The following is a 22,162-nucleotide window of genomic DNA, read 5'->3' on the forward strand; positions in this document are numbered from 1 at the left end:
CCAAAGGGCATCCTCGGTCGCCGTGTCGTATATATAGGTAGCCTCATGAGCGAAAGCTTTGCAGAACTCTTTGAAGAAAGTTTGAAATCCGTTGATATGGTCCCCGGTACAATTGTTACTGGTGTGGTAATTGATATCGACAAAGACTGGGTAACAGTACATGCCGGTCTCAAATCTGAAGGCGTAATCCCCGCAGAACAATTTTACAATGACAACGGCGAGTTGACTCTGTCCATTGGTGACGAAGTGCAAGTGGCGCTGGAAACCGTAGAAGATGGTTTCGGCGAAACCCGTCTGTCACGCGAAAAAGCCAAGCGCGCTGAAGCATGGAAAGTGCTGGAAGCGGCGCATACTGCTGATGAAGTGGTTATTGGTGTTATCAATGGCAAGGTTAAAGGTGGTTTCACCGTTGATGTTGCTAGCATTCGTGCTTTCTTGCCAGGTTCGTTGGTAGACGTTCGCCCAGTGCGCGAAACCGCTCACCTGGAAGGCAAAGAGCTCGAATTTAAAGTTATCAAGCTAGATCAGAAGCGCAACAACGTTGTGGTTTCTCGTCGTGCGGTACTTGAGCAAGCTAACTCTGCCGAGCGCGAAGAGCTGTTGGCAAGCTTGCAAGAAGGTATGGCCGTTAAAGGTATCGTTAAGAACCTGACCGACTACGGTGCTTTCGTAGATTTGGGCGGTGTAGACGGCCTGTTGCACATCACCGATATGGCTTGGAAGCGCATCAAGCACCCAAGCGAAATCGTTGCTGTTGGTGACGAAATTGACGTTAAAGTGTTGAAGTTCGACCGCGAGCGCAACCGTGTATCTCTAGGTCTCAAGCAATTGGGCGAAGATCCATGGGCCGCTATCACCAACCGTTACCCAGAAGGTGCCAAGGTTAAGGCCGTGGTTACCAATCTTACCGATTACGGCTGCTTTGCCGAGTTGGAGGAGGGCGTAGAAGGTTTGGTGCACGTGTCTGAAATGGATTGGACCAACAAAAACATCCACCCGTCAAAAGTTGTTAACGTAGGCGACGAAGTGGAAGTGATGGTTCTGGACATCGACGAAGAGCGTCGTCGTATCTCCTTGGGTATCAAGCAGTGTCAAGAAAACCCATGGGATGCATTCGGTCGTCTGTTCGCTAAGAACGACAAGATCTCTGGCAAAATCAAGTCCATCACTGACTTCGGTATTTTCATCGGTCTAGATGGCGGCATCGACGGTTTGGTTCACTTGTCTGATATTTCTTGGAACGAAGCTGGCGAAGAGGCCGTGCGCAAGTACAAGAAGGGCGACGAGCTGGAAACCGTTATTCTGGCCATCGACCCAGAGCGCGAGCGTATCTCTTTAGGTATCAAGCAGCTGGATCAAGACCCCTTCAGTGAGTTCGTTGCTGAAAACGACAAAGGCACCATCGTTACTGGTACCGTTAAAGAAGTAGATGCGAAGGGCGCCGTGATTGTATTGGCACCTGACGTTGAAGCGACGTTGAAAGCGTCTGAAATTAGTCGTGACAAGGTCGAAGATGCCCGTAACGTGCTGAAAGAAGGCGAAACTGTTGAAGCTAAGATCATTAACGTGGACCGCAAGAACCGCGTAATCAACCTGTCTATCAAGTCGAAAGACGTTGAAGAAGAAAAGGCCGCGATCAAAGAGCACAGCAGCAAGCAATCTGACGCACCAGCCTCTGGTCCAGCCACTATCGGTGACTTGATCAAAGCGCAAATGCAAAGCCAAGACAAATAAGCGACAAGCTTACGCGTCAAAAAAGGGGGCCGCTATTGAGCGGCCCCTTTTTTTACTCTGAGCTAACCAGAACAGTGCTTAGAGTTAACAAAATGGGCATAGGCACAACATCTACGTTTCCTAGGAAGGCATATGCTTTTGCTCTTCCTGTAAGCTGTAAGCTTCTTTTCCTGACTACTGCATTTACCCTTTCTCTAATAAAAACAGTAAGTTATCTCCGTAATCAGTTGCGATTTCTGCTCTGCTGGTGTAAAAATAGGCTATGTGCTTGAAATATGGCGATTTATTGCGCTTTTGTTTCAGCAAAGGTATTACAAAGTACCCTTCAGGAGTCAAAGATGACCAAGTCGGAGCTCATTGAGCGGATTGCTCAACGGCAAGACCAGCTGTCAGCCAAGGATGTAGAACTAACGGTTAAACTGCTGTTGGATTTCATGTCAGAGGTGTTAGCAGTAGGTGCGCGCATTGAAATTCGAGGTTTTGGTAGTTTCTCATTGCACTATCGGGAGCCCCGTATTGGCCGCAACCCCAAAACTGGCGATGCGGTAGAATTGGAAGGTAAATACGTACCACACTTTAAGCCCGGCAAAGAAATGCGCGATCGGGTAAACCTTAGTCTGCACGAATATCCCTAGTTATGAATGCCTTCAAGCGCCTAATCACACTATTTCTTCTGATCCTTGCCATTATCATTGGCGCTTGGTTTGGTTGGGATAATCAAGCCAACCAAGAACTACATTTTTTCGGCATCTGGTCACCCGAGTTTCCAATTGGCGTGTTATTGCTTTCAACTTTGATGATTGGTATTTGTATTGGGCTATTGGTTGCTCAGTTTGGTTTATATAAGGTTCGCATTCAGAATAAATTGTTACGGAAGCAGGCCAAGCAGCGGGAGTTGTCCATACGCTCGGGTGTTAACTAGCAATGTCCACTGCAGGTTTTTTTCTACTGCTCTTAATAGCCATACTATGCGGCTATGTCATGGGTATTTATCAGCGCAATGCTGCTCAAGACGAGGAGCCCGAACAATTAGAGAGTGAACAAGACCTCTTAAAAAGCTTGGGCTATATACTGCGTGATGAACCAGATGCAGGCCTAGATCAGTTTATCTATCGCCTCGATGTGTCGCCCGCCACCTTAGATACACATTTAGCCGTCGGTAACCTTTTGCGTCGAAAGGGCGAAATCAGTAGGGCCATTCGCGTTCACCAGAATTTAATCTCTCGCCCCAGTTTGAGTAAAGCGCAACAGCGTTTGGCTCAACTGGAGCTGGCCCAAGATTTTTCTCAAGCTGGCTTGCTGGATAGGGCAGAGCGGCTATTGGTTGAACTAATGGACGATAAGGATGAGGACAAGCAGAAAATTGCTGGTCTATTAGTGGAGATTTATCAGGATGAACGCGAGTGGCAAAGCGCTATAGATCTGGTAGATAAGCTGAACAGCAAATGGTTTTCTAAAATTTCTGAATCTTGGCTACATATGCAATCGCACTTTTATTGCGAGTTAGCGACGCAGAAAATCGCACTCGGGGATTTAACGTCAGCGAGAAAGCTACTAAAACAAGCGCGAAGCCAACAGAAAAAATCGCCTAGGTGTTTTTTATTGGCCGCAGAAATTGAAGTGCTAAGTGGCAATTATCGAGAGGCTATTCACGAGCTGGAATCTCTCGCCAGTTTTTCCTGCGACTATCTTTATGTCGGCTTGCCGTTGCTGTCTGCACTGGCGAAAAATGAAACTCAAAAACCAGCCGTCATGCAGCTATTGCGAAAAGCTTGGACTCAAACAGGCATGTCGGCTTTTTTACTCGAAGAGCTGCTGCAGGAGCCGGATAGAACCGCGGCGGAGAAATCCAAAATTGTTACATCGGCGTTAAGCGACAAGCCCAGCTTGCGTTTATTGGATTATTACCTAAAACAGTTTGGCGATAACTCACCTCTATTGGAGTCTATAGCTTCTCCTTTGAGCGCTATTAGTGACAAGTTTTCTAAACTACCAAATTTTCGCTGTCACCAATGCGGCTTTACTGGCAAACAAATGCATTGGCTATGCCCAGGTTGTAAAACTTGGGGAGCTCTACACCCAATCAAGGGCATGGAAGGGGTTTAAGCGCGTAGCGCTTGGCTTCAGGCCGCAAGCAACAAGCCGCAGCGAAAAAGCTTGACTGGGTTCAGCTGTGGTTTTTGATTTCGCTTGCCGCAACCCCGCTCACCTACACATTGTTAAAGTTTATGAAAATCATCAATACAGCCATCCCTTCGGTTAAAATATTAGAGCCAGTTGTGTTCCATGACGAGCGTGGTTTTTTCACAGAAGCATTTCGCGACAATTGGTTTCGTAGCAATGTTGCTGATGTAACTTTCGTGCAGGACAACCTCGTTCGCTCTAAAAGAGGAGTGCTAAGGGGTATGCACTATCAAATGGAGCAGAGCCAAGGTAAATTGATTAAGGTGACTGAAGGCGAGGTGTTTGATGTGGTAATTGATTTACGACAGGCGTCTGACACTTATGGGCATTGGTTGGGCGTTACATTATCCGCGCAAAACAAACGCCAGTTATGGGTGCCAGAGGGCTTTGCCCATGGCTACCTAGCGCTTTCTACGCATACAAACCTAGATTACCGCTGCACTAATTACTACCACCCGGAAAGCGAAGTGGCAATCAAGTGGGACGACTCTGATCTGGCCATCGCATGGCCCCTCGAGACCAATCAAAAACCACTGTTATCAGTAAAAGATGCCTGCGCCATCCCATTTCAATTGGCCCCTAAATTTAAATGCTAATGATCTTTGAATTAGCCGAACAACACTTGCACAAGGTTTAGTAAATGTTACGTACGGCCCTGTTTGTCTAAATGCCTAAATTAACAACTTCACCTCAATCTTTATTGGTCACCGGTGGTGCGGGCTTCATTGGTGCGAACTTTGTTCATTTTTGGCTTGCTAAATACCCGCAAACTCATCTTGTGGTTTTAGATGCGCTTACCTATGCAGGTAATCGAGCGAGTCTTTCTAAGTGGCAAAGTGTGGCTAACTTTCACTTTGTGAAAGGCGACATAAGAGATCAGTCGCTGGTTGAATCCATTCTGTTAGAGCACAGTATCGATACGCTAGTTCATTTTGCAGCTGAATCGCATGTAGACCGATCAATCCCTAGCCCAGATGCGTTTATTGAAACAAACATTATCGGTACTTTTAGCTTGCTCAAGGCTGCGAAATCGGTTTGGTTAGATAGGTCAACAGCGCATGGTTTACCGCTCAAAAAACACCGATTTCATCATGTCAGCACTGATGAGGTTTATGGTTCACTAGCAGCAGATGAGCCAGCCTTCACAGAGCAATCTACCTACGCGCCTAATTCACCTTACGCTGCGAGTAAAGCCGCATCAGATCATTTGGTGCGAGCCTATCAACAAACCTACGGTCTTCAAGTATCCACATCAAATTGTTCAAACTGTTACGGTCCGTTCCAGTATCCAGAAAAACTCATACCGTTGGTTATTACCAATATTTTACGTAACAAACCCATCCCGATATTTGGCGACGGTCAGCAGATTAGAGATTGGCTGTACGTTGAAGATCATATACGTGCCATCGAGCTCATTTTAAAAGGTAGGGAAACAGGGCAGCGTCACAATATCGGCGGCGAAAATGAATGGAAAAACATTGATTTAGTCAGGTATATCTGCAACAAAATGAATCACCTGTTTAGGGTTAAACCTGAGCTTGCAAAAGCTTTTCCCCAGGCTCTTGCAGCTATCAACAATGAATCTGAAAAACTCATCAGCCATGTACACGACCGCGCAGGTCACGATCGTCGCTATGCTGTCAGCATAGACAAGTCAAAGCAAGATTTCGGCTATGCGCCCACAGAAACCTTCGACACAGGGATACAACGTACCATTGAATGGTATTTGGAAAATCAAAGCTGGTGGCAACCGTTGCTCTCTTAAATGGGGTGGGTATGAACTATGAGAACAAGTAAATAGCGAGCTTATGGGATCTTCAAGTGTTGCATGAGGCCTTCAAACAGGGATAGCTTCACTGGTTTTTATCATGCGTATTGTTCAGGTTAAACAGGATTTATAGCGACTGGTTGACTATCCAGTGCCTCTGATTGAAGGCTGGTCTTTTATATTGGTGTTATTGAGGCAGATTACTTTGATGGGCGCAGCCGTGCCTAAAGCGGTCATTCATGCGAGGAGCGAGCACGTATTTGCACCTAAGGCTTTTAAATAAGGCGCAAAATCAATTTTGTAGCTTGGCGCCCTTTATCAAATTCCACAACGCGCTTACTGGACTGGGGTGGCCCCATTTTTTAGCAGCCATTAGTCGCAGGCCTGTAATATTGCACCATTATCCTTCGGTGAGCCTTACTCCAAGGACTGACGAGCTGAACTTGAGGCCTATATTTGTGAATGCTCAGTCGAAATGGCTGTTGCTACCAGTTGGATGGATCTAGCATGGTTGTTTTTTTATTGTGCTGGCATTAAAATCTGCCGGCTTTTCATAATGGATGCTTTTTGACAGGGGACGGTTATAATACGCTCGCTTAGGATTCTATGGTTTTACATGGCTTGGTTTTTTGCAACCTGCCTTGCGGCTTCGTTTAACGTATTAGCTGCTGATAGCGCCTGCTCAGTCGCGAGCTACTACGAAGCACTCGATATAACACCCCAACAGGGTTATCAAAATGAGCAGAGCTGCCTGATAACAGAGCAGCTTATTGGTCAAGACCAATCAAATCTACAAATTGTTGAGGTCCATCGTGGAGCCGGCGATGAGTCCTCCGAAATTGCTTTGAGTTTGCACCTATCGGTTAACCAATTAATCAATAAGGTTTACCTAAAATCCACGCCCTTGCTATTGTTATCGAAAGACTTTAGTCGAGTGGAGGGCGAGCGACTTTGCTTGAAATTGCGTGAGCAAGGCTTTATGTCCGTCCGAGTATTAGTGGATGGAGTAAGGGCCTACAACAAGCTGCATCGACCTGAGAAATATACTAGCACGTCCACTGTCACGGCCAAGGAATTGATATTTGAGGCCGACAAAGGGGCAGTTGTTGTTATTGCTGAGTCTCGTGAAGTTATCGATAAATTAAAAAAGTTGGGCATGACTGCTTATTTAGTTAACGATGAGTTCGATTCATGGGTATTGCAACAAATAACTGATAACGGATTGTTGCCAGCTGTTTGGGTGTCCGATCGAGATATTATCAGTAACATTACAGCTAGATACGCTCAACATCCTAATTTTTATTTGTTGGCAGGTAGCGCCGACTCGCTGATCCGCTCACTTGATGAGCAGGAATGGGTTAATAGGAGGCGGGTGGGTGTACCAAATCGATATCAATGCTCTGCTAGCTAGCAAATGGAAATGGCCAGCTGCAATCATTATAGTTGTAATGACTTTATTGGCTTGTATTTACGCATTTACTTTTTTCCAGCCTTCTGCGATTTACTCCAAGCAGTTGACTTTACGCTACCAGTTTGAAGTTCGTAATTCGACCAATGAAAATCTTTCATCGGTAGCCTTGAGCATTTTTGCCCCACTAAAGAAAACACAATACCAACGTGTTGACGGGATTACCGCTTCACATGAGTTTGATGTGAGTTCAGACAATTTTGGCCAGCAAAAGTTAATTTTTAATGGAGTTTCGTTGCCACCCCATGGTGCGGATGTCATTACGATTACGTTAGCGGTAGCAATTCAGAAAGAAGGTAATCCAAAAATTACATTTGTTGCTGGGGATGCGTTGTTCGATGCGGAGCATGTTGATTTAGATGCGAGTTCTGTTGCTCTAACGTCTCTGGCTTTGGCTAAAAATGATGGGATAAATCCTCTGTCAATCTACAGATGGCTGAACACCAACATAACTAGCGTTGATTTTTTACCCGAAGACCGTGGTGCTGACTACGCCTTAACCTATCTTCGCGGTGATTGTACTGAATTTATGTACGCATTTCTTGCGTTGAGTCGGTTTAACGGTATTCCCTCGTGGGGTTACGCTGGCTTCGTAGTGGATGAGTCGGAAACGATTTTAAGGTCTGCGGCGTATCACAATTGGAATGAATTCTATTCCGAAGGTGGTTGGCATCTCGCTGATGCTCAGCGACAACAGTTTCGTACATCCGAAAAAATTTATTTGGCGTTCAGAGTTATTGGTCTTACAGACGGTTTAACCTCGAGCTCCAGCCATCGATATATTTCACACGATCCACGCATCGCTGTGCGTATGCTCTAATTTTCAAAGGCGAATAGATTAACAATGTTAAATCAAATACTAAATCGTAGTTTTGTGCTTTTAGCTCTGGTGTTTTCCATGAGCCTATCAGCAGATAATTTATTGATTAACAGTGATACAGTCATTTCCGCCAGCGATACAACCTATGACGGTCATATCGTTACGATTAACGGTGCAACTGTCACCATAGAGGGTTTTCACACTTTTGCAGAGCTGCACCTCATCAATAGTGCGGTTTTAACGCACGCACCTGCAGTAGAGGGTCAGCATGTTGGCATAGACGTTACTGCTAACACCATAGTGATTGATAAAAATTCAAAAATAGACGTCACCGGCAAAGGCTATTTACCGAATTCGAGTATTTCAACCAGCGGCTCGGGTAGTCATGGTGGCGCTGCAGGCGCTGCAGAAGGCCGTACTACTAATCCACTTTACGGCAGCCTGCATGAACCTCAGGCATTTGGTATCGGTGGGCGCAATGGTAGTTCGCCTGATGGCGATGAGAAAAACCGACGTGGCGGTGGTGCAATCAAAATCATTGCAGATACCCTTACCGTAGACGGCACGATCGCGGCCGACGGCCTAGATCGATCTTCCGGAATAGACGGCGCAGGTGCGGGCGGTTCCATTTGGTTGAATGTGGGTTTACTCAGAACCACATCCGCAAGCTTTAATTACCGTGTCCATGCCAATGGCGGCAACGGTTACCACTCAACATCCGCGGGTGCCGGTGGTGGCCGCATTGCTATCTATTACGATACCTTAGAAACATTTGCGATGGGTGGCTATGTTATTACTCAGGGAGGCAATGGCCTCCAATACGGGTCTCCGGGTTCTGTTTTTAGCCAAAACAAACAAACCGGCGCGCAAGAATTGCGGTTTGCTAGCCGCCATGATCCTGAAAAGGTAGCAACCTTTGATCTAACGGGTGACTATCGAAACTATAATTTATTAGTGGTTGGGGTAAACGTTAATGCTCATGACGTCACTCTTGGTTCTGCCTATTTCGGTTCGAGCAATTATTCGCCCAATATTTATCTAAACAATATTGTTGTTGATAATTTAGCAATAGACACCAGCGGGCATGTTACTTCTGCTGGCTCGATTAATATTACCAGCAGCTTTGATTTTGATCGCGCTCAAGTAGCGTCGATGAAAACCTGGTCTTTGCCTGCCAATAAAGATTTGGTGGTCGATAACTTCATTTACGAAATGCAAGGTGATGAAGTTTGGGACAGTCTCATTATTCAGAACACAGGTAAGGTTACCCATTCGGTTGGCGCGTTAACTGATTCAGGTGCAGATGGTGTTGTACTTAGCGCCACTAGTATCCACGTGAAATCAGGTGCGTCTATAGATGTCAGTGGTAAAGGCGCATTGCCTAACGCTGAGGTGTCTACCAGTGGCTCGGGAAGTCACGGCGGCGCTGCAGGTACGGTAGCTGAGCGCACTACCAATCCACTTTACGGCAGCCTGCATGAACCTCAGGCATTTGGTATCGGTGGGCGCAATGATAGTTCGCCTGATGGCGATGAGAAAAGCCGACGTGGCGGCGGTGCAATCAAAATCATTGCAGATACCCTTACCGTAGACGGCACGATCGCGGCCGACGGCCTAGATCGATCTTCCGGAATAGACGGCGCAGGTGCGGGCGGTTCCATTTGGTTGAATGTGGGTTTACTCAGAACCACATCCGCAAGCTTTAATTACCGTGTCCATGCCAATGGCGGCAACGGTTACCACTCAACATCCGCGGGTGCCGGTGGTGGCCGCATTGCTATCTATTACGATACCTTAGAAACCTTTGCGATGGGTGGCTATGTTATTGCTCAGGGAGGCAATGGCCTCCAATACGGGTCTCCGGGTTCTGTTTTTAGCCAAAACAAACAAACCGGCGCGCAAGAATTGCGGTTTGCTAGCCGCCATGATCCTGAAAAGGTAGCAACCTTTGATCTAACGGGTGACTATCGAAACTATAATTTATTAGTGGTTGGGGTAAACGTTAATGCTCATGACGTCACTCTTGGTTCTGCCTATTTCGGTTCGAGCAATTATTCGCCCAATATTTATCTAAACAATATTGTTGTTGATAATTTAGCAATAGACACCAGCGGGCATGTTACTTCTGCTGGCTCGATTAATATTACCAGCAGCTTTGATTTTGATCGCGCTCAAGTAGCGTCGATGAAAACCTGGTCTTTGCCTGCCAATAAAGATTTGGTGGTCGATAACTTCATTTACGAAATGCAAGGTGATGAAGTTTGGGACAGTCTCATTATTCAGAACACAGGTAAGGTTACCCATTCGGTTGGCGCGTTAACTGATTCAGGTGCAGATGGTGTTGTACTTAACGCCACTAGTATCCACGTGAAATCAGGTGCGTCTATAGATGTCAGTGGTAAAGGCGCATTGCCTAACGCTGAGGTGTCTACCAGTGGCTCGGGAAGTCACGGCGGCGCTGCAGGTACGGTAGCTGAGCGCACTACCAATCCACTTTACGGCAGCCTGCATGAACCTCAGGCATTTGGTATCGGTGGGCGCAATGATAGTTCGCCTGATGGCGATGAGAAAAACCGACGTGGCGGCGGTGCAATCAAAATCATTGCAGATACCCTTACCGTAGACGGCACGATCGCGGCCGACGGCCTAGATCGATCTTCCGGAATAGACGGCGCAGGTGCGGGCGGTTCCATTTGGTTGAATGTGGGTTTACTCAGAACCACATCAGCAAGCTTTAATTACCGTGTCCATGCCAATGGCGGCAACGGTTACCACTCAACATCCGCGGGTGCCGGTGGTGGCCGCATTGCTATCTATTACGATACCTTAGAAACCTTTGCGATGGGTGGCTATGTGATTGCTCAGGGAGGCAATGGCCTTCAATACGGGGCTCCGGGTTCTGTTTTTAGCCAAAACAAACAAACCGGCGCGCAAGAATTGCGGTTTGCTAGCCGCCATGATCCTGAAAAGGTGGCAACCTTTGACATTACTGGTAATTATCGAGACTACGACCTCCTGATTATCGGCGTCAATGTTGATGCCCACGATGCGTCATTTGGTTCTGCCTATTTCGGTTCTAGCAATTACGCCACGAATGTCAATTTAAGTAACATTAGTGTTGATAGCCTAGCCATTGATACCATCGGTCGCATCACTTCCACTGGCCTAGTTAGTATTGCCGTTAATTTTAATTTTGATCGCGCGCTAGTCCCCTCGATGAAAAACTGGTCTTTGCCTGCCGGTAAAACGCTTGTCGTCGATAACTTCACCTATGAAATGCAAGGCGATGAAACCTGGGACAGCGTTACGGTTCAAAACGCCGGCAAAATCACCCACGCCATCGGTGCCACCACAAATACTGGCGCTGAAGGTGTGGTGCTAACGGCGCAAACGATTGTAGTAAAAGCAGGCGCCTCCATAGATGTGACTGGCAAGGGCCATTGGCCCAACGAAGACGTAACTAACGGCGGAGCAGGTAGCCACGGTGGCGCGGCGGCTTACTATGAAGGTCGTACCAGTAATCTTGTCTATGGCGACTATAAAGAGCCTACACATTATGGAGTGGGCGGACGATATCTGAATTCTGAAAACCCTCACGCTTACAATACCCGTGGCGGTGGCTCAATCAAAGTTGTCGCCGATACGTTAACGTTGGATGGTTTAATTACAGCTAACGGTGGATCTTACGCTACAACGGCATCTGGCACAGGCGCCGGCGGTTCTATTTGGCTAGATATTGGAACCTTAAGAACCGATGTTATTTCTAACACCACACGTGTCACAGCCAAAGGTGGCCAATCCAACACAGGCCCAGCAGGCGGTGGTGGTCGAGTCGCCGTTTACTTTGATGCGGTAGAAGGCATCAATGTTGCCACCCAGATGTTTGCCGAAGGTGGCGTTTCCCATAATTACCATATCCAATATGGTTCACCCGGCACGGTATACAGCAAAAACAAAATCACTAACGAACAAGCGTTGCGCTTTGAAAATATCGGTGCAGCTATCGATAGACTTCCAACCTTAGATTTATCCGGTGATTACACCGGAATTGATCTAACCATATCCGGCATACAAGCCTATCTTCACGACATCACCTTCAAAGATTTTACCGCAGCACGTAATGCGGTGATTGGCAGCGGTAGTGGTGTGGTGATGTCCGGAATTATGAAATCCACCTCAGCCACGGTTCAATCCATGGCCAATTGGGTGCTCAGTGTTAACAAAGATTTAGTCGTCGATAACTTCACCTATGAAATGCAAGGCGATGAAACCTGGGACAGCGTTACGGTTCAAAACGCCGGCAAAATCACCCACGCCATTGGTGCCACAACCAATGCCGGTGCCGAAGGTGTTGTACTTACCGCAGACACAATCGACATTAAAGCAGGCGCCTCCATCGATGTGACCGGTAAAGGCCATTGGCCCAACGAGGACGTAACTAACGGCGGAGCAGGTAGCCACGGTGGCGCGGCGGCTTACTATGAAGGTCGTACCAGTAATCTTGTCTATGGCGACTATAAAGAGCCTACACATTATGGAGTGGGCGGACGATATCTGAATTCTGAAAACCCTCACGCTTACAATACCCGTGGCGGTGGCTCAATCAAAGTTGTCGCCGATACGTTAACGTTGGATGGTTTAATTACAGCTAACGGTGGATCTTACGCTACAACGGCATCTGGCACAGGCGCCGGCGGTTCTATTTGGCTAGATATTGGAACCTTAAGAACCGATGTTATTTCTAACACCACACGTGTCACAGCCAAAGGTGGCCAATCCAACACAGGCCCAGCAGGCGGTGGTGGTCGAGTCGCCGTTTACTTTGATGCGGTAGAAGGCATCAATGTTGCCACCCAGATGTTTGCCGAAGGTGGCGTTTCCCATAATTACCATATCCAATATGGTTCACCCGGCACGGTATACAGCAAAAACAAAATCACTAACGAACAAGCGTTGCGCTTTGAAAATATCGGTGCAGCTATCGATAGACTTCCAACCTTAGATTTATCCGGTGATTACACCGGAATTGATCTAACCATATCCGGCATACAAGCCTATCTTCACGACATCACCTTCAAAGATTTTACCGCAGCACGTAATGCGGTGATTGGCAGCGGTAGTGGTGTGGTGATGTCCGGAATTATGAAATCCACCTCAGCCACGGTTCAATCCATGGCCAATTGGGTGCTCAGTGTTAACAAAGATTTAGTCGTCGATAACTTCACCTATGAAATGCAAGGCGATGAAACCTGGGACAGCGTTACGGTTCAAAACGCCGGCAAAATCACCCACGCCATTGGTGCCACAACCAATGCCGGTGCCGAAGGTGTTGTACTTACCGCAGACACAATCGACATTAAAGCAGGCGCCTCCATCGATGTGACCGGTAAAGGCCATTGGCCCAACGAGGACGTAACTAACGGCGGAGCAGGTAGCCACGGTGGCGCGGCGGCTTACTATGAAGGTCGTACCAGTAATCTTGTCTATGGCGACTATAAAGAGCCTACACATTATGGAGTGGGCGGACGATATCTGAATTCTGAAAACCCTCACGCTTACAATACCCGTGGCGGTGGCTCAATCAAAGTTGTCGCCGATACGTTAACGTTGGATGGTTTAATTACAGCTAACGGTGGATCTTACGCTACAACGGCATCTGGCACAGGCGCCGGCGGTTCTATTTGGCTAGATATTGGAACCTTAAGAACCGATGTTATTTCTAACACCACACGTGTCACAGCCAAAGGTGGCCAATCCAACACAGGCCCAGCAGGCGGTGGTGGTCGAGTCGCCGTTTACTTTGATGCGGTAGAAGGCATCAATGTTGCCACCCAGATGTTTGCCGAAGGTGGCGTTTCCCATAATTACCATATCCAATATGGTTCACCCGGCACGGTATACAGCAAAAACAAAATCACTAACGAACAAGCGTTGCGCTTTGAAAATATCGGTGCAGCTATCGATAGACTTCCAACCTTAGATTTATCCGGTGATTACACCGGAATTGATCTAACCATATCCGGCATACAAGCCTATCTTCACGACATCACCTTCAAAGATTTTACCGCAGCACGTAATGCGGTGATTGGCAGCGGTAGTGGTGTGGTGATGTCCGGAATTATGAAATCCACCTCAGCCACGGTTCAATCCATGGCCAATTGGGTGCTCAGTGTTAACAAAGATTTAGTCGTCGATAACTTCACTTACGAAATGCAAGGCGACGAAACCTGGGACAGTGTCACGGTTCAGAACGCCGGCAAAATCACCCACGCCATCGGTGCCACCACCAATGCCGGTGCCGAAGGTGTTGTACTTACCGCAGACGCCATCGACATTAAAGCGGGTGCCTATATTGATGTGTCCGGCAAAGGCCGTTTGCCAAACGCCGAAGTAACCAACGGTGGCTCGGGCAGTTATGGCGGTTTAGCAGCGCTTCTATCAGGCTCAACAACTAATGCAGTTTTTGGTGAAGAACGAACTCCAATGCATTTTGGTGTGGGCGGTCGCAATAAGAATCTTCCCGATGGCGATCAATACAATGTTCGAGGCGGTGGAGCGATTAAGCTTGTCAGTGATCAATTGATCGTTGATGGATATCTAAAGGCAGATGGATCTCGCTACGCAAGCTATACCGAAGGTGCAGGTTCTGGCGGCTCGATTTGGATTAACACTGGTTTATTGAGCACTAGCCGGATCTCGAAAGATTCGCGCATTAGCGCAAACGGGGGAAATGGCAACGTTAAACCCGGCGGTGGCGGCGGCCGAATTGCTGTATTTTACGATTCGCTAACCGGCATCACAAATGACGGTTATGTTGCAGCCCTAGGTGGCAATGGTGGAAGCGGTGCAGGTACCGTTTATTGGGAGCTGAAAGAGTCAGCGCCTTTTGTTATTGATACCAATTTGCCGTCTGTTTCAAACGCAGAAGTATCGTCAATTGAAATTCGTTTCAATGTGGCTATCGATACGCTCACCTTTGATGTCTCGGATCTTTCCTTGCGCGACGAGCTGTCTAACCCAATTCCCATCACTTCGCTTAACTCTATTGCATCGAACCGTTATGAATTAGTGCTCAGTGAACCTTTAGCAGAAGGCAACTATCAGCTCACTGTTGGCCCCGATCTTTTCGCGGCGAATGGCCGTGGCATGGATCAAGATAAAGACGGTATCGAACTTGAAATCGATCAGGATGTTTTCATTCAGAACTTTGCTATCGACCGTTCAGCGCCGGAAGCAATAACCGTTAACTACGCGCTTGCGCCTGTTGTGAATACATTAAAACAACGCGCCATTACCCTTGCGGGCAGCCGTGACGTCGGCAGTTCAATTTGGGTTAACGGCAACTTGCTTGTTGCCGCGGGCAATAGCAGTTGGTCTACAAGTTACAATCTGGTTGAAGGCGATAGCACCCTGAGTGTTACTGCGCGCGACCAGGCCGGTAATGAATCAACCCCAATCAGTATGCTATTTAATGTCGATAGCGTAAAACCCACCGTTTCATCTGTTCTGCCTAGCGGCTCGGTAAATCAACAACCCAACGCTATCACGATTGCGGCCAATGATAACGGAAGCGGTTTGTCGCTGTCGGGCAGTAGTGTGATTGTTACTCGCAACAACGTTTCTGTAGCTGGTCAGCTTACACTTACCGGCAATACTTATTCGTTTGTTCCCGCAGGCAGCTTTCTTGAAGGGAGCTATCAAGTAGCCGTGCAGCTCGCAGATCAGCGTGGCAATATTTCTAATCTTCAACTGTTCAGTTTCAGTCTTGACTTAACGCCGCCACCGGCGCCAGTAATCAATGCGTTTCCAGCCGTAACCTCGGTGAATCAATATCAGTTTACCGGTGTTCGTCAGGCAAACACGGCAATACTGTTGAACGGCAATCAAGTAATTGCGTCAAGTAGCGCTACCGCTTGGTCCTACACAGCGAATCTTGTGGAGGGCGATAACACGCTGAAATTCTCAGCAAAAGATTTAGCGGGCAATGTGAGTACTGAAACTACGGCCACGATTCGATTCGATAACACAGCGCCCGGCATGGTGCCGTTAACTGTAAATGTAAATGGTTCAGGTACCACAGTTGGGCTAAATTGGGCGGCGTACAACGAGTTTGTCAATGGCAACGATATTGATACCTACCTTATCTATATACAAAGCACGCCGTTTGCAGATATCAGTTTTCTTACACCAAAGTTCAACGTTCCAGCAAGCACAAAGAATTTTGAGCTCACCAATTTAGAGCGTGCTACTGAATTTTATGTGGCCGTAGTTGCACAAGACAAAAGCGGGCTAAAGCTCACCAATGTGTTGGCACAAGCTGCAACACCAAAAGATATTCAAGCACCAGACGATATTAGTTCCTTGGCTGTAGTGAGCGGGGCCAATAGCCTGGCATTGCAATGGCTGCCTTCGTTAAATTCCGCAGCGGATTTAGCAAGTTATCAAGTGAGTATCAACGATGCAGTCGCTGGTTTGCGCACGGTTACTATTAACCTTGCTGATCTTGCCGATCCAGCAGCAGCCGTGGTATTTAATGTTACCGATTTGCAAGCCGCCAGTGCGAACCAGATTAAAGTAGTCGCTGTCGATAACGACGGAAATCAGTCGGTAGGGTTGACCAACCCGGGTGTGACTTGGCTAGTGAATCCGCAGCCGTTATCAGCAGATGCCATTAGTGGTCAAATAAAATACCTATGGCCGGCCAACAGTGTTTTCAGTTCTGTTAAGCATTATGCGCTTTATGTGGAAACCAGCAACTTCGGCGATGTGTCTGGCTTAACGCCAAAACTCACTGTCGCGAAAGGCAGCGCTGGCGCGTCAACAGTACAAGCCGCCTTAGCCGGGCTGAGTAATGGCACCGAGTACTTCGCCGCTGTGGTAACGGTTAATGCTTCGAACGGCTTCTCCCCGTTTGTTGTAACCACCAGCGCAACACCCGCAGACGATACCGAAGGGCCAATTATTAGCGCCGTCAATTATCGTCAAAATGCAACGTTGCTAAATTTAGCAGCGGCGCCAACCATCACCGCTGCTGGTGATTGGGAAGTAACAGCGTCAGACACGGGCGGTGTTGCTCGCATCGAATTCTACATCGACGGTCAAGCACAAGGCTCCGTTTTCACTGCCTCAAGTGGTGTCTACAAAAAGGCTATCAATCCACAGCAGTTATCTGAAGGAAACCATACATTTACTGTGATTGCAGTAGACAGTTGGGACAACAAAACCACGCAAGATTTTGTGGTTGATTTGGCGCTTGCAGCACCGCCGGTTCCGAGCCTTACTAAACCGGCTAGCTATTTACTCACCAATGAACCTCTGTTGCAGATTGCGGGCACTAGCGTGGTCGGTGCAGAAGTTCAGGTGTTCAACAATGGCGTCGCCGTAGGGAATAAGGAAACCATTGACAGCCAAGGTAAGTTCATTGGCCAGCTAACGTTGTCTGAAGGCGATAACCTACTGACCCTGGTTGCTAACTATCAAGGTCGCGTGGCTACCAGTGCAGCCAGTGCGCCGCGCTCGGTTCGTTTGGATAGTAAATTGCCTAATGCGCCTATCGGTTTAACCGCTACGGCGGCTGATGCAGGTCAAGTGCATTTAAGCTGGAGCAAAGTCGTTAATAACGACAGCCTAAACCAAGTGGTGGGTTACAATTTATATCGCGCCACGCAAGATTTTTCGGTTGTCTCAGACGTCGGCGTTGTGAAGATAAATAGTCAGCTTATTACGGGAACCACGCGCACTGATATGCCCGCATCTGATGATCAGTACGTTTATCGGGCCAGCACAGTAAACCAAGCCGGTACCGAAAGCGCGCTGTCCTCTGCCGCAACAGTGACTGTTGATAGCACGCCACCGAAAGCGATCAGTGTGAGCTACGAAAGTGCTGGCAAGGTTGATGAGGCGACAGGTCGATTTGCGCCAGGCCTTGTTGCTATTGAGGTAGAATTTAGTGAGCCGCTGCGCAACAAGCCTTACTTTGCCCTAGTGCCCAATGGTGGCGTACCTTTAGTCGTTACCCTGACTAAATCATTCAGTGATGAGCGTTTGTATAGCGGTCAGTTGACCATTGAAACTTCCACACCATCCGGCATTGCTTACACGGTTTTATCTGCCCACGACGTGGCAGGTAACCGCGGTAGTCAAGTGGAGCAGGGTGCTCAACTTTTAATTGACACGCAAGGTCCCGACGTCGCGTTACTCGCGTTAAACCCCGGTGAACCCTTAAAAGTAGATGCGCAAGACGGCCTGTTAGTCGCTATTGCGCTGCATCTAAAAGATGACACCGGCAATGGCCAAATGCCGTTATTGATTCCCACTCTCGATGGTCAAGTTATTGAGGCTTATGCGGCCGGTGTTTCGCTAACCAAAGCGGCTGAATCAGAACTTGGTGCCCCTATTTGGCAAGGCGATATCACCTTGCCCAACAGCGCGGGACTCGATGAGTTCGGTAGCCCCTTGGTGCAAACCTTAAGCTTTTTGTACAGCGCGCAAGATGATTTGCAAAACGTGTCCGAGAAAATTCAAGGTGATTATCGGTTCCAAGTTTATCAAGGCGATTTACCGCCCTTAGATGTGCCTACTAATCTGCAAGCCACTGCGCAGCCAGACGGCAAGGTTGCTCTAGACTGGAAACCTGTAGCGGGTGCTGCATCCTATGCGGTTTATCGCAAGCAAAAAGGTGTTGGTGAATTTAGCCTACTCGAGGAAGTTACTTTGCCAAGTGCACAGGATCTTCCCGATGCGGATCACACCTACCTTTACGCCGTGGCTTCTGTGCGTGCCGAAAATGAACAGCGCGCCGAAAGCGCGCAGTCAGCGCCGGTTGAAGTCAATGCCGACAGAGTGGCTCCAGCAGCGCCCAGTAACTTTAGTTTAGAGCTTAATGGTGCCGGAATTGTGGCGCGCTGGTTGGCGCCAACCACCGATGCGCTTGGTCAGCAGGAAAACCTGAGTGAACTGCGCTATCAACTTTATCGCCTACCTTTGGCGGAAGGCGAAAGTGCAGACGCCGCCTACCTAGAAGGTCAAAGTCCGTTACAACAGGGCATACCAGAACTTATCGCGCTGGATAAAACACCCAATGAGTTGGAACACAGCTACTTGGTCACCGCGGTAGATAAAGCCGGCAATGAATCGGTGCCCAGTGCAACGGTTTATCTGAACTTTGATTTATTACCGGTAAACCAATTGCAAGTTCGCTTAGCCGATCAAGGCTTTCCGCAATTGAGTTGGCAGCACGCCGGCGCAAGTATAGAAAGTTTCGATGTGTTCGAAGGCGCAGACGACGCACTGGTCGCACTGAATACTTCACCTGTGATTCACGTTGGCAACCCAGCTGGTTTTACCGATGCTGCCTACAATGGTGGGCAGGCGAGTCGCGGTGCCAATATGGATAGACGCTACAGCGTCACGGCGTTAGACAACACCGGCGCAAGCAGTCTGGCGAGCAGTATTTTGCTACCGGCGTTAAGTACTCAGCTGACTTTGGGCCAAGATGGGCAAGAGCAGCAGTTACAGCGCGGCGTGATGAACACCGTAAACTATCGCGTGCTTAATAAAGGGCATACAGAGGCGCAGGCTGTTCGACTTATTGCAACAGTCAATGACAAGGGCAGCTTACGTGAACATCAGTCCGAACTGTTTGGTATCGCACCGGGTGGTTTTGCCGATGTTAGTTTGGTTATTGGCGGCTTCGCAAACCTTGAGGGTTACGCCGCTGTCGATTTACGCTTAGAGCAAACGCCGCAACCGGGCCAGGCCGTAATTATCGAACAAACTACCGATATGGTAGTAACCGATGCTTCATTGTTTACCTCACTTGAAACAGATACTTTCATTCGTGGTGGTGTCGGCCGTGCGCGCTTTGTTATTGAGAACACCTCGTCGGTTGAAACAGAAATTTTGCTGGCGAGAGACAACGGTAATCAAAGTTCAAACGAAGTGCGTTTCTCGCTACTCGACAGTAACGAAAACGTATTGAGTACATTCCCTGTCACTCAAATTACCGGCGGCGTGGTCAGTATTTCTGGCGGCCAAGTGGTGGCCCGTATTGCACCGGGGGAAACCTTTACCTCCGCTTGGTTTGATATTCCAGTGCCAGAGGCAGCCCCAGATTTGGTAAACCTCGTGTTGGATATTGATAAATACCGCTACCACACCGGCCGTACCACCGCCGTTATTATCGAAGGCTCGGGTACTCGCCAATCTGTTTCGCTCACTGAAACCGAATACTTGGGCGCCGTCACGTTGGTCAGCCCGGCACTCAGTTTTGGGGGTCAAGAAGCGATTACAGTACAGGGGCAAGCGCGCAATCGAGAAACCGGCTTGGCCAACCCCAACGTACCCTTGTCGTTGGTATTCAGCGTCGACGGATTTGAGAAAACCGCCTACGTCAGTACCGATATCGATGGCAACTTTAGTTACCAGTTTGCGCCGCAAGGCGTGGCCGGTCGCTATAGCGTCACAGCGCTTCACCCTGATAGTTTAAGCAGAGAAGCACAAGCCGAGTTCGTGGTGCAAACCGGTAAGGTCACACCGTCACAGGTTACTGTTCAGGTGCCGCGTAACTACCAACAAAAAGTGCCGGTAAAAGTAGTTGCCGGTAAAGCAACACCGCTCACCCAAGTGCAGCTTGTTGCTGTACCTGCACCTGGTGAAACTGAGCTCGCTATTCCAGCGGGTATTGCCCAGCAATTTGCCACGCCAATCAGTATTGCGCCGGAAAAAACCGGTTACGTAAATCTGTACTTCAGCGGTGACAACAGCGCACCAGAAAACGGTGAAATGTATTTTGAAGTGCGCGCCAATACCGATGTGTCAAACCAACAGGTATTGGGTAGTGTGCGCGTTAACTACACGTTGGCGGAGTCACGGCCTGCATTGGCGGCCAAGCCCGCCTTTGTTGAAACCGGTGTAGGGCTAGCAAAAACCGTTACCGAAACCTTTACCTTAACCAATAAAGGCTTGGATGTTTTACAAAACGGCAGCCTTGTCTTGCAAAACGCCCAAGGTGGCGCGGCGCCAAGCTGGGGCTTTATCAGTTCACCTACACAAATAGGCGATCTTGCTGTGGGCCAGTCCACCCAAGTAGAGCTTACCTTCAAGCCCACGGCATCTGTGCCACAAGATAACTATGAGTTCCGCATAATTGTACAAAGCGACAATGCCCCAGACTTCACGGTGCAAGCTTTCGCGACGGTTGTTTCCTCTGAGGTGGGCAATGCCTTCTTCCACGCCGCCGATATCTACACGGCTACCTTGGATAACAACAACGAGCCGATTCCGGGGCTTGCGGGCACAAAAATCGAGTTGCAAAACGAGCTCTTGTTAAATCTAAAATACACCCTATCAACCAATGCACAAGGCGAAGCGTTGTTTAGCAATTTGCCCGCTGGTCGCTACAGCTATAGGGCCAGTGCCTTCGATCACGACAGCGTTAGCGGCCGGGTTTGGGTTAAGCCTGGATTAACGCAAACCGAAGATGTCTTTCTTATGAACCGCTTGGTAACCGTCGAGTGGGACGTGCGCGAAATAACCTTAGAAGATCGCTATGAGATAACACTCTCAGCAGTTTTTGAAACCAATGTACCGGTTGCGGTAGTGATGCTAGATCCACTCAGCATTAATCTACCCACCATGCGCAAAGGCGATATTTTCTACGGTGAACTTAGCGTAACTAACTACGGTTTAATTCGCGCCGACAATGTAAAAACCTCACTGCCTAGCGGCAATGACTACGTGCGCTTTGAGTTTTTAAATGAGGTACCTGAAGCGCTGGCGGCCGGTGAAGTGTTCTTTATTCCTTACCGTATTCACGCGCAAAAAGATTTCGATCCCGATGCGGATGCTGACACCAGCGGCGGCGGCAGTTGCGGTTTTAGCGCGGCGGCCCAAGTCACCTACGAGAGTAAGTGTGCTAACGGCAGCCAAGTGCCGGGCGGCACTGGAACCCAATGGCATTACTCCAATAGCACCAGCTGCGGAAGCAGTGGCGGTGGTGGTGGTGGTGGCCCAAGTTACACCTACTACCCACGTCATCCCGGCACGGGCGGTGGTTTCCGCGCGCCTGGTGGTGTAGCAGTGGGTGGCGAAGAGCAAGCCTGTGTAGCGCCGCCACTTTGCCCAACGTGTAACGAATCGCGTAACAAAAACTAATTAGCGGCCGGTGCAAAAGCGCCGGCGCTGGATC

General features: G+C 48.5%; 9 protein-coding genes. All 9 read left to right on the top strand.

Annotated elements, in window-relative coordinates; translation table 11 throughout:
* The first annotated feature begins 45 nt into the window (after positions 1 to 45).
* The 9 genes from rpsA (at position 46) to QWY82_RS14105 (ending at position 22,128) form a co-directional block, all read left to right on the top strand.
* Positions 46 to 1,734: a 30S ribosomal protein S1 gene (gene rpsA, locus QWY82_RS14065; RefSeq protein WP_290263597.1), complete on the top strand. Its 1,689-nt coding sequence runs from the start codon at positions 46 to 48 to the stop codon at positions 1,732 to 1,734.
* Between the two features lie 275 nt (positions 1,735 to 2,009).
* Positions 2,010 to 2,369, top strand: a complete 360-nt coding sequence (gene ihfB / locus QWY82_RS14070; RefSeq protein ID WP_290263599.1) for an integration host factor subunit beta — start codon at positions 2,010 to 2,012, stop codon at positions 2,367 to 2,369.
* 2 nt (positions 2,370 to 2,371) lie between these two features.
* Entirely contained in the window at positions 2,372 to 2,656 is a 285-nt protein-coding gene (locus tag QWY82_RS14075; protein WP_290263601.1) for a LapA family protein, read from the top strand.
* A 59-nt stretch (positions 2,657 to 2,715) separates the two neighbouring features.
* Positions 2,716 to 3,840 (top strand): lipopolysaccharide assembly protein LapB, encoded by a 1,125-nt coding sequence (locus QWY82_RS14080; protein ID WP_290263602.1) that lies wholly within the window; start codon positions 2,716 to 2,718, stop codon positions 3,838 to 3,840.
* 122 nt (positions 3,841 to 3,962) lie between these two features.
* Positions 3,963 to 4,514 (top strand): dTDP-4-dehydrorhamnose 3,5-epimerase, encoded by a 552-nt coding sequence (gene rfbC, locus QWY82_RS14085; protein ID WP_290263604.1) that lies wholly within the window; start codon positions 3,963 to 3,965, stop codon positions 4,512 to 4,514.
* Between the two features lie 71 nt (positions 4,515 to 4,585).
* On the top strand, positions 4,586 to 5,683 hold the full coding sequence (gene rfbB / locus QWY82_RS14090; protein ID WP_290263606.1) for a dTDP-glucose 4,6-dehydratase: 1,098 nt from the start codon (positions 4,586 to 4,588) through the stop codon (positions 5,681 to 5,683).
* Positions 5,684 to 6,302: 619 nt separating this feature from the next.
* On the top strand, positions 6,303 to 7,097 hold the full coding sequence (locus tag QWY82_RS14095; protein WP_290263608.1) for a hypothetical protein: 795 nt from the start codon (positions 6,303 to 6,305) through the stop codon (positions 7,095 to 7,097).
* Positions 7,063 to 7,974, top strand: coding sequence for a transglutaminase-like domain-containing protein (locus QWY82_RS14100; protein ID WP_290263610.1), 912 nt, complete (start codon positions 7,063 to 7,065; stop codon positions 7,972 to 7,974). The genes QWY82_RS14095 and QWY82_RS14100 overlap by 35 nt, the downstream gene beginning before the upstream one ends.
* Positions 7,975 to 8,052: 78 nt before the next feature.
* Entirely contained in the window at positions 8,053 to 22,128 is a 14,076-nt protein-coding gene (locus tag QWY82_RS14105; RefSeq protein ID WP_290263612.1) for an Ig-like domain-containing protein, read from the top strand.
* The last annotated feature ends 34 nt before the right edge of the window (positions 22,129 to 22,162 follow it).

The organism is Simiduia curdlanivorans (assembly GCF_030409605.1).
GTDB lineage: Bacteria > Pseudomonadota > Gammaproteobacteria > Pseudomonadales > Cellvibrionaceae > Simiduia > Simiduia curdlanivorans.

What these genes read in the sequence shown, in the direction of transcription:
- rpsA (WP_290263597.1), top strand. Translation starts at nt 46, where the DNA reads ATGAGCGAAAGCTTTGCAGAACTCTTTGAAGAAAGTTTGAAATCCGTT.
- QWY82_RS14080 (WP_290263602.1), top strand. Translation starts at nt 2,716, where the DNA reads ATGGGTATTTATCAGCGCAATGCTGCTCAAGACGAGGAGCCCGAACAA.
- QWY82_RS14105 (WP_290263612.1), top strand. Translation starts at nt 8,053, where the DNA reads ATGAGCCTATCAGCAGATAATTTATTGATTAACAGTGATACAGTCATT.
- QWY82_RS14075 (WP_290263601.1), top strand. Translation starts at nt 2,372, where the DNA reads ATGAATGCCTTCAAGCGCCTAATCACACTATTTCTTCTGATCCTTGCC.
- QWY82_RS14095 (WP_290263608.1), top strand. Translation starts at nt 6,303, where the DNA reads ATGGCTTGGTTTTTTGCAACCTGCCTTGCGGCTTCGTTTAACGTATTA.
- rfbC (WP_290263604.1), top strand. Translation starts at nt 3,963, where the DNA reads ATGAAAATCATCAATACAGCCATCCCTTCGGTTAAAATATTAGAGCCA.
- ihfB (WP_290263599.1), top strand. Translation starts at nt 2,010, where the DNA reads ATGGCGATTTATTGCGCTTTTGTTTCAGCAAAGGTATTACAAAGTACC.
- rfbB (WP_290263606.1), top strand. Translation starts at nt 4,586, where the DNA reads ATGCCTAAATTAACAACTTCACCTCAATCTTTATTGGTCACCGGTGGT.